1 protein-coding gene is annotated in these 420 nt (G+C 40.7%); it reads left to right on the forward strand.

Annotated features, from left to right (window positions below; translation table 11 throughout):
- A partial coding sequence (locus HMPREF2887_RS06695; protein WP_148131505.1) for an IS3 family transposase occupies positions 1 to 420 on the forward strand: 420 nt, incomplete at both ends.

Genomic DNA, 420 nt, shown 5'->3' on the forward strand with positions numbered 1-420 from the left:
GATTGGCAAGAAAGCAGAGAATCTCATTCAACGCCAGTTTGAAGCATCGAGGCCAATGGAAAAGTGCTATACGGATGTGACAGAGTTTTCTATTCCGAATGGCACGCAGAAACTCTATTTATCACCTGTTTTAGATGGTTTCAACAGTGAAATCATCGCTTATAATCTTTCTACTTCACCGAACTTGGAACAAGTGAAGAGCATGTTAAAACAGGCCTTCACAGAGAAACACTATGAGAATACGATTCTCCATAGCGACCAGGGTTGGCAATACCAACACGATTCTTATCATCGTTTCCTAGAGAGTAAGGGAATTCAAGCATCTATGTCGCGCAAGGGTAATAGCCCAGACAATGGTATGATGGAATCTTTCTTTGGCATTTTGAAATCCGAAATGTTTTATGGCTATGAGAATCACTT

Origin of the sequence: Streptococcus sp. HMSC071H03 (assembly GCF_001813035.1) — a bacterium.
Taxonomy (GTDB): domain Bacteria; phylum Bacillota; class Bacilli; order Lactobacillales; family Streptococcaceae; genus Streptococcus; species Streptococcus anginosus.